The sequence below is a fragment of the Aquabacterium sp. A08 genome (assembly GCF_011742065.1).
Map to the genome: position 1 here is coordinate 1 of NZ_JAAQQT010000647.1, position 8,682 is coordinate 8,682.

The window sequence follows — 8,682 nt, forward strand, 5'->3', positions numbered from 1 at the left end:
TTCCACAGCGTCATCGTCGTCACCGACCGGCAGGTGCTGGACAAGCAGCTGCAAGACGCCATCACCCAGATCGAGCACCAGACCGGCGTGGTCAAGGCGGTGGACCGGGATACTTCCAACCTGCCCAAGAGCCATCAACTGGCCCAGGCCATGCTGGCGGGCACGCCCATCATCGTCTGCACGCTGCAAACCTTCCCGCATGCCCAAGAGGCCATCTTGAAGGAGCAGAGCCTGCGCGAGCGCCGCTTTGCCGTGATCATCGACGAGGCGCACAGCAGCACCGGCGGCAGCACCGCCGACGACCTGCGCTACGTGCTCACCGGCCAGAGCGAAGAGGAGTGGGACCAGCTCAGCGCGTACGACAAGCTGTCCGTCTGGCAGGCCTCCCGCCAGCGACCCGGCAACGCCAGCTACTTCGCCTTCACCGCCACGCCCAAGCACAGCACCTTGATGCTGTTTGGCCGCCCGCTCAATCCGGCACTGCCCGTTAGCAAGGACAACCCACCGGCTCCCTTCCACCTGTACAGCATGCAGCAGGCCATCGATGAGGGCTTCATCCTCGATGTGCTGCAGAACTACACCTCGTATTCCCTGGCCTACAAGCTGGCCTCGGACATGGCGGTGGCGGCAGACCAGCGTGTCGATGAAAAGTCCGGCAAACGGTCGCTGGCCAAGTGGATGTCCTTGCACCCCACCAACGTGGGCCAGAAGGTCAAGCTCATCGTCGAGCACTTCCGCACCAACGTGGCTCAACTGCTCAACGGCCAGGCCAAGGCCATGGTGGTGACCAGTTCACGCGCCTCGGCCGTGAGCTACGCCCGCATGCTCAAGAAGTATTGCGACGAGCGTGGCTACACCGACCTGCACGCCATGGTGGCCTTCAGCGGTGACGTGCCCAACCAGGACAAGCAAACCGGCGTGTTGATCGCCGAAGAGCTGCCCAAGGACCACCAATTCGACGAAATCACCCTGAACCCCAACCTGCGTGGCCGTGACATGCGCAAGGCGTTCGACACGCCGGAGTACCAGGTGATGATCGTGGCCAACAAGTTCCAGACCGGGTTTGACCAGCCCAAGCTGGTGGCCATGTACGTGGACAAGAAGATCTCAGGCGTGGAAGCGGTGCAGACCCTGTCGCGCCTGAACCGCACCTATCCTGGCAAGGACAAGACCTTCGTCATCGACTTCGTGAACAAGGCCGAAGAGATCCTGGCGGCGTTCAAGACCTACTACCGCGATGCCCAGGTGTCCGACGTGCAGGACGCCAACGTGGTCTACGACCTCAAGAAGTCCCTGGACGCGGCACACATCTACGAGCCCAAGGAAGTGGAGAACTTTGCCGAAGCCATCGTCGGCAAGCACTGCACCCACGAGAAGCTCTACACCATCACCCAGCCCGCCACCGACCGATTCAACAAGAAGCTGGACGGGCTGACCAAAGAGATCGACAAGTGGGAAAAGGCCTGGGAGCAGGCCAAGGCCGACGGCAACGTGGTGGGCCAGAACGAGGCCGACGCCTTCCGTGCGGAAGCGTCCCGCGAGCGCGATCAGTTGATGATTTTCAGCGGCAGCCTCTCGAAATTCGTGCGCAACTATGAGTACGCGGCCCAGTTGCTGGACTTTGGTGACCCGGACCTGGAAGCCTTTGCCGGCTTTGCCCGCTTGCTGAGGAAGCGCCTGCACGGCATAGGCGCCGACCAGGTGGATCTGGCCGGCTTGATGCTGACGCACTACCGCCTCAAGCAGGGCAACCAGCTCAGCGGCGTGGCGCCACAAGGCGAAACCCCTACCCTGGACCCCATCACCGAAAACGGCTTGCGCGACCCCAAGGACACGCAGAAAGCCTACCTCGCCGAACTGGTGGAAAAACTCAACAACGCCTTTGGCGATGGCATCAGCGACGCCACCGACAAGGTGGCCCTGGCGGTGCACGTGTCAGAAAAGCTGCGTGGTGATGGCGTGGTGATGGCCCAAGTGCAAAACAACACCAAAGAACAGGCCATGAAAGCCAACCTGCCGCAAGCGGCGGTGCAGATCATCGTGGGCGCCATGCAGAGCCACCAGGCCATGGCGACGAAGTTGCTGAGCGATGAGAGCACGCGTGGCGTGTTCCTGGATGTCGTCTATGAGCTGCTGAAGCGGGACAGTGGGGGGGATTTGTTCAGGGTGGTGCGGTGATCGCTCTATCCCGACAGGCTCGAGCTGTAGATGACGATAAGCAGGGAGAAGCGATTGAAGAAGCACCATCTACCCATGCTGGCAACCTTCCTGCTGGCCGTAGCAGGCACTGTTGGGGCGCAGCAGCCGGTCTACCTGTGCAATGGCGTTTACACGGACCGACCCTGTGCGAACGGCAAAGAGGTTGACATCCTGCCGACCGAAGGGATGCACTCCATGTCAGGCCAGAAGCAACAGAGCCAGGAGGCCGTCATGAGAGACATCAGCAAGCAAATTCAGCAAGCCCAGCAGCGAGGGATGGAGCAAGGTGTAGCACTGCATCGCTGTCATCAGCTGAGGCAGGAACGCATGCAGCTGGATCGGTCGGAGAAGGCCGGGTCATTGACGGACCGGCGGTTGGCGATCCGTCAGGAGCAGTTCAAACTGGGATGCAAGCAGAACTGTGGGAGAGGCGGCTAAAGGCTGGCAAGAGACATTCGCGGCTGCTGGGTCGGTTCGTGGCCGCGGTGAATACCGGCCATTCGGCAGATGACGACCCAGATGACAGCAGTACAACAGACACCGGTCGCTGGCGCTCGTTTCAAACGATCGGATCACGTACGACCGGTCCGGTGCCGAACCTACTGGTGCTATTGACCCACAGACGATTGGAAATCATGATAAAGTAATTCATAAATTACTTATTCAATGACTGCCAACATACGGATCAGACTCAAAACCGAAGACCGCCAGACAGAACTGGTTCAGGCGGCCTTGGGATTGGCCGCGCAACGCAGCCCGGCCGAAATCACCACGGGTGACCTGGCCTTGGCCATCGGCATCACCCAAGGGGGCGTCTTCAAGCATTTTGAAAGTAAGGAGGCCATCTGGCTGGCTGTTCTTGATTGGGCGCACCAGTCGTTGATGGAGCGGCTCATGCAAGCGGCGCAAGCACGGCAGGACAATGCCTTGCAGGCACTGCGTGCTGTCTTCTTGGCCCACATCAGTTTTGTTGAGCAGTTTCCTGGTGTTCCCCGACTTGTCTTTCAAGAGTTGCAGCATGCCAAGCCCACACCGCTCAAAAGCAGGGTGCAGCAACTGATGGCCGACTACCGGATTGTGGTGACTCAACTGCTGGATCAGGCTCGCGAAGAACGCTTGCTGGCAAACGATGTGGATCTCCCGTCCGCAGTCGTCCTTTTTATGGGGGCGGTTCAGGGTCTGGTCATGCAGTCTCTGGTCACAGGCAATCTCCATGGTCTGGCACGACAGGGCAAGGCCGTGTTCAAACTCTACGAGGCAGGCCTGTTGCCAAAGCCTACAACCTGACGAAAGAAGCGCCGATGACACTCTCCAACATCAACAAGCGACAGGTCTTGATCGCAATCAGCGCGGCGATCGTGATTGCGGCGCTGGGATACGTAGCGACTCGCATGGGGCCACTTGCCCCGACCCAAGTCACAGTGACACAAGTCAAGAGTGAAAGCCTGACGCCCTCGGTGTTCGGCATTGGCAGTGTGGAAGCGCGCCAGAGTTGGCTGATGGGCCCCACGGTGGCGGGGCGCGTATTGCGGGTGCATGTCGATGCGGGGCAGGCGGTCAAGGCTGGACAGTTGCTGGCCGAGATGGACCCGGTGGATCTGGACCAACGCCTGCAGGCGCAAGATGCCGCGCTGTCCAAGGCGGTCAGCGTTCAAAAGGCAGCACAGGCTCAACTGGCAGACGCCAAAGCCCGGCGCGAGTTGGCAACCACCAATCTGAACCGGCAAAAGGAATTGGCTCGGCAGAACTTCATCAGCCCGTCTGCACTGGAGGGGCGCGAGCAGGAGTTGCTGTCTGCGCAGGCCGCTCACGAGGCCGCTCAGGCCAACGTGAAGGCGGCCCGCCAGGATGCCCAGCGACTGCAGGCCGAGCGTGCAGCGAGCGTGCAGCAAAGACAGAACACCCGATTGATCGCACCGGCCGATGCGGTCGTCACCAGCAGAGATGCCGAACCGGGCAGCACGGTCGTCGCTGGCCAACCCGTGATCAGACTGGCCAACCCTGGGGGCCTCTGGGTCAAACTTCGGGTGGACCAGGCCCGTTCAAGCGGGCTGGCGGTCGGCTTGCCAGCCCAGATCGTGTTGCGCTCCCGTGCGCAGCAGGTGCTGGCCGGTAAGGTGGAGCGGGTGGAGCTGCTGGCCGACGCAGTGACCGAGGAGCGGATCGCACAAGTGACGTTCGATCAAATGCCTGCATCGCTGTCGATCGGTGAGATGGCAGAGGTCACGCTCAAGCTGCAACCGACTGAGCAGGCTCCTGTGGTACCTCAGGCCAGTGTGCAAACGCACCAGGGTCGCTCGGGAGTGTGGCGCCTGAAAGACGGCGCACTGGACTTCGTTCCTGTGCAGTGGGGTGTGTCCAGCCTGGACGGCCGCGTGCAGGCACTCAGCGGACTGGCCTCGGGTGACACGGTGGTGGTGTACAGCGACAAGCCGCTGTCGACCGGGGCTCGCTTCAAGGTGGTGGACGCTCTGGTCAAAAAGGCGCTGCCATGATCAGCCTGGCGGCGCGCGACATTCAGCACAGTTGGGCCAAGTTTGTGCTCACCGGTCTGGGGCTGGGTTTGCTCATTGGCGTGACATTGACCATGGCTGGCGTGTTTCGCGGCATGGTCGACGATGCCCAAGCTTTGTTGAACAACACCGGTGCCGACCTCTGGGTGGTTCAAAAGGACACGCAGGGACCTTATGCCGAATCATCCAGTCTCAAGGACGATGTGGTGCGCAGCATTGCGGGCATGCCCGGCGTGGCCATGGCGGCCAACATCACTTACTTCACCATGCAGGTCAGGACGGTGGGAGGTAAAGAGGCTCGGGCCATGGTGGTCGGGATCGAACCGGGTGCCGCCGGCCTGCCCGGGCAACCTGGCCATTTGTTGGCGGGCAGGCATCTCGCGCGCAGCCATTACGAGGCGGTGGCTGATGTTAAGACCGGACTCTCGCTGGGGGACCGGGTGGAAATCCGGCGCCACACCTACGAGGTGGTGGGCCTGACACGCCGCATGGTGTCGTCCGGCGGTGACCCGATGGTCTTCATCCCGATCAAGGACGCTCAGGAAGCACAGTTCCTCAAGGACAACGACGCCATCGTGAACGACCGTGTGCGCACAGCTGCCAATCCAGCCTTCAACCGACCTGCAGTGCCGGGTTTGCTCGATGCGGTGCAGAACTTGCAGACCAGCAGCCGCAACGTCAATGCCGTGCTGGTGCGGGTGGCCAATGGTTGGAGCGCTGAACGCGTGGCCGAGCCGATCCAACGTTGGAAGCACCTGACCGTGTTCACCCGTGCGGACATGGAGGACATCTTGGTGGATAAGTTGATCGCCACCTCGGCCAAACAGATCGGCATGTTTTTGGTCATTCTGGCTGTGGTGAGCGCGGCGATTGTGGCCTTCATCATCTACACCATGACGCTGGGCAAGATCCGTGAGATCGCTGTGCTCAAGTTGATCGGCACCCGCAACCTCACCATCGCGGCGATGATCCTCCAGCAGGCGCTGGGCCTGGGTGTGATCGGTTTTGTGGTGGGCAAGGTAGCCGCAACGATCTGGGCACCGGTGTTTCCCAAGTTCGTGCTGTTGCTCACGCAGGACGCGGTGGTTGGCTTTGGCGCCACCATGCTCATTTGTGCGCTGGCCAGCACATTGGCGATCCGTGTTGCCTTGCGTGTCGATCCTGCACAAGCCATCAGTTGAGGCCCCTGAAATGATCAAGCAAGCAGGTGGCATTCGCATCGAAAATCTGCGCAAGGTTTACGGTCATGGCGACATGGCGGTTGAGGCGCTGAAGAACGTCAACATGCAGGTCGCTCCCGGTGAAGTGGTCGGGCTGGTAGGGCCCTCGGGCTCCGGCAAAAGCACCTTGCTCAAATGTCTGGGGGCGATCATTGAGCCCACGTCCGGTCGCATGACGCTGGGCGACGAAGTCATTTATGACGATGGCTGGAAAACGCCTGATCTGCGCGCCTTGCGCCGTGACCGTATCGGCTTTGTGTTTCAGGCACCCTACCTGATCCCGTTCCTGGACGTAACTGACAACGTAGCCCTACTGCCCATGCTTGCAGGTGTGCCCAATGTCCAGGCACGGCAACGTGCACTTGAATTGCTGAATGCTCTGGATGTCGCACATCGCGCCAAAGCTGAGCCAGCACAGCTTTCCGGGGGTGAACAGCAAAGGGTATCAATTGCTCGAGCGCTGGCCAACAAGCCGCCAGTGATTCTGGCTGACGAGCCGACCGCGCCACTGGACAGCGAACGCGCCCTGGCCGTGGTGCGCATCCTCAATGACATGGCCCGTCAGGCGCAGACTGCCATCATCGTAGTGACCCACGACGAGAAAATTATCCCGACCTTCAAGCGGATCTACCACATCCGCGATGGTCAAACGGTGGAGGAACATGGCGAGGGACGCGCACTTAATTAGGTACACGTCCTCAACTGCAGAAGTACCCTCTGCACCGGTCACTAGCGCTGGGCGCTGATCCGCCGCGTCAAAGGCTGATTTGTGATCTGCGGGCTGATACCCACTGCGGGACCAATGATCTGATCACGCAACGTCTGAGTCAGGGGCCGGTTCACAGTGAAGACCGCTTTGGGTCTGTTGGGTGAATCGGCAACCCAGGCAAGCAGACATCTGGCAGTGCGAAACGTTTTCGTCGCAGCCAATGGCAGCAGCACCCTCTGAACCGGTCGCTCGGCGCAGTCACCGTTTGGCCGCGTCGATGACCGGTCTATAGCCTGTGCAATGAACCCCGTCGTCAGGGCCGAAGGTCTCTTGACGCTGCAATCCCGACATCCAGTGTGCAGTGTTCTAGCCCCGCAGCACCACCAACTCACCCACTCGCGTTGTGTACCGAGGCGTTCGCCGCTCCTGCTTCATCACCCAGCGGCTGCGCTGCCCCGCGTCCCTGCCTTCCACCAGCGCCGACCCCAGCTTGAGCGTGCCCTTGCCGTAGCGGTCGTTGAGCGCATCCAGCGCCGCCATCAAGCGCCCGTTGCGCACCTCTGTCTCCCGCGCATCGTCCCCCAGGTCCAGCTCCTGCTGGCCCGCCGTCTTGGTCTGCAGGTCCAGCAGCATCACCCCCGCCTTGGCGTAGTTGAACCCCGGCCGGAAGATCGCCTGCAAACCGCGCAGCGCGGCGTCCGTGATCCGCAGCGTGTCTGAACTTGGCAGCCGCAAAGGCAGGGTGATGGAGCGTGCGTACTGCGCATCGTTGGGCCGAAACGGACTGGTGCGCACAAACACCAGCACCGCACCCGCCAGGCTGCCCTGGCCCCGCAGCTTCTGCGCCGCCCGGCTGGCAAACTCCGTCACCGCCTGTCGGAGTTCGACCAACTCGGTGACCTTCTCCCCGAAACTGCGGGTGCAGGCAATCTCCTGCTTCGGCGCGGGTTGATCGTCCAGCTCCAGGCAAGCGATGCCGTTGAGTTCACGCACCGTGCGCTCCAGCACCACCGACCAGCTGCGCTTGACGGTCGCCGGGTCCAGCCGCTTCAAGTCCAGCACGGTATGAACGCCTCCGGCCTGCAACTGCCTGGCGATGCGCGGACCCACGCCCCAGACCTCACCCACCTCGGTGCGTTTGAACAACCAGTCCCGCTGCCTGTCTGTCATCTCCGCCAGGTTGCACACCTTGCCCAACTGCACCGGGTAGCTCCCCGGTTTGCGGTCGGCACTCTTGGCAATGTGGTTGGCCAGCTTGGCCAGCGTCTTGCTCGACCCCATCCCGATGCAGGTCGCAATCCCGATGCCCCGTTGAATCTCCGCCTGCTTCCGTCGTGCCCGTTCGGTGGCGCCCGGGATGCCCGTCATGTCCAGAAAGCACTCGTCGATGGAATAGACCTCCTGGCCACAGCCCAGCGTCTCGGCCATGGTCATCATCCGGTGGCTCATGTCCCCGTACAACTCGAAGTTGGCCGACAGGGCGATCAGATCCGCTTCGGCCTCCAGATGCCGGATCTTGAACCAGGGTGCCCCCATCTTGATGCCTAGGGCCTTGGCCTCTTCGCTGCGGGCAATCGCACAGCCGTCGTTGTTGGACAGCACCACCACTGGGCGGCCGACCAGTTGGGGATCAAAAACCCGCTCGCAGGAGGCGTAAAAGTTGTTGCCATCGAGCAGGGCAAAGACAGGCGGAGCCATGGCGTGGCGAACAAGCAGTGCAGACCGCTCACACCGGCATGCGCTTGACCACCGAGACCACCACGCCCCAGATCACCAGCGTCTGCCCGTCTTTGAGCAGGATGTCGGGGAAGTCCGGGTTGGCCGCCTGCAGCTTGACCATTCCACCGCGCTGGTACAGCGTCTTGCAGGTCAGCTCGTTGTCCACCACCGCCACCACCGTCTGGCCGTGCTTGGCCTCGATCAGCCGGTTGACCACCAGCAGGTCCCCGTCGTCGATGCCCTTGCCGATCATCGACAGACCGCGCACCCGGGCCAGGAAGGTGGACGGCTCGTTCAGCCCCAGTTGCTCGACCAGATCGAC

The 8,682-nt window shown here is 61.7% G+C and carries 8 protein-coding genes; 6 read left to right on the forward strand and 2 right to left on the reverse strand.

All coding sequences use genetic code 11. The annotated features are described in order from the left end of the window. From HA630_RS14615 to HA630_RS14640, 6 genes are all read left to right on the forward strand, one after another. Window positions 1–2,178: UvrB domain 3-containing protein (locus HA630_RS14615; RefSeq protein ID WP_166835568.1), on the forward strand; the 2,178-nt coding region annotated here is incomplete at its 5' end. A gap of 75 nt (window positions 2,179–2,253) precedes the next feature. Further along, complete coding sequence (locus HA630_RS14620) at window positions 2,254–2,637, forward strand: DUF4124 domain-containing protein (protein ID WP_166835570.1); 384 nt, start codon at window positions 2,254–2,256, stop codon at window positions 2,635–2,637. Between the two features lie 228 nt (window positions 2,638–2,865). Further along, the gene (locus tag HA630_RS14625; protein WP_166835572.1) at window positions 2,866–3,486 is read left to right on the forward strand and encodes a TetR/AcrR family transcriptional regulator; all 621 of its coding nucleotides are present in this window, start codon (window positions 2,866–2,868) and stop codon (window positions 3,484–3,486) included. Between the two features lie 14 nt (window positions 3,487–3,500). After that, window positions 3,501–4,694: an efflux RND transporter periplasmic adaptor subunit gene (locus tag HA630_RS14630; RefSeq protein ID WP_166835574.1), complete on the forward strand. Its 1,194-nt coding sequence runs from the start codon at window positions 3,501–3,503 to the stop codon at window positions 4,692–4,694. Beyond that, window positions 4,691–5,893 carry an ABC transporter permease gene (locus HA630_RS14635; protein WP_166835576.1) on the forward strand — a complete coding sequence of 401 codons (1,203 nt, stop codon included), beginning with the start codon at window positions 4,691–4,693 and terminating at the stop codon, window positions 5,891–5,893. Before HA630_RS14630 ends, HA630_RS14635 begins: the two co-directional genes overlap by 4 nt. 10 nt (window positions 5,894–5,903) lie before the next feature. Continuing rightward, window positions 5,904–6,620 carry an ABC transporter ATP-binding protein gene (locus HA630_RS14640; protein ID WP_166835578.1) on the forward strand — a complete coding sequence of 239 codons (717 nt, stop codon included), beginning with the start codon at window positions 5,904–5,906 and terminating at the stop codon, window positions 6,618–6,620. A 387-nt stretch (window positions 6,621–7,007) separates the two neighbouring features. Here HA630_RS14640 and HA630_RS14645 read toward each other — a convergent pair whose 3' ends face one another. Beyond that, a complete protein-coding gene (locus HA630_RS14645; RefSeq protein ID WP_166835580.1) occupies window positions 7,008–8,339 on the reverse strand; it encodes a Y-family DNA polymerase in 1,332 nt (443 codons plus the stop codon). Window positions 8,340–8,367: 28 nt separating this feature from the next. Then, on the reverse strand, window positions 8,368–8,682 hold a 315-nt coding region (locus tag HA630_RS14650), incomplete at its 5' end, for a LexA family transcriptional regulator (protein ID WP_166835582.1).

Bases quoted from the DNA above. Each gene is read 5' to 3' on its own strand.
- HA630_RS14620 (WP_166835570.1), top strand. From the start codon at position 2,254: ATGCTGGCAACCTTCCTGCTGGCCGTAGCAGGCACTGTTGGGGCGCAG.
- HA630_RS14625 (WP_166835572.1), top strand. From the start codon at position 2,866: ATGACTGCCAACATACGGATCAGACTCAAAACCGAAGACCGCCAGACA.
- HA630_RS14630 (WP_166835574.1), top strand. From the start codon at position 3,501: ATGACACTCTCCAACATCAACAAGCGACAGGTCTTGATCGCAATCAGC.
- HA630_RS14635 (WP_166835576.1), top strand. From the start codon at position 4,691: ATGATCAGCCTGGCGGCGCGCGACATTCAGCACAGTTGGGCCAAGTTT.
- HA630_RS14640 (WP_166835578.1), top strand. From the start codon at position 5,904: ATGATCAAGCAAGCAGGTGGCATTCGCATCGAAAATCTGCGCAAGGTT.
- HA630_RS14645 (WP_166835580.1), bottom strand. From the start codon at position 8,339: ATGGCTCCGCCTGTCTTTGCCCTGCTCGATGGCAACAACTTTTACGCC.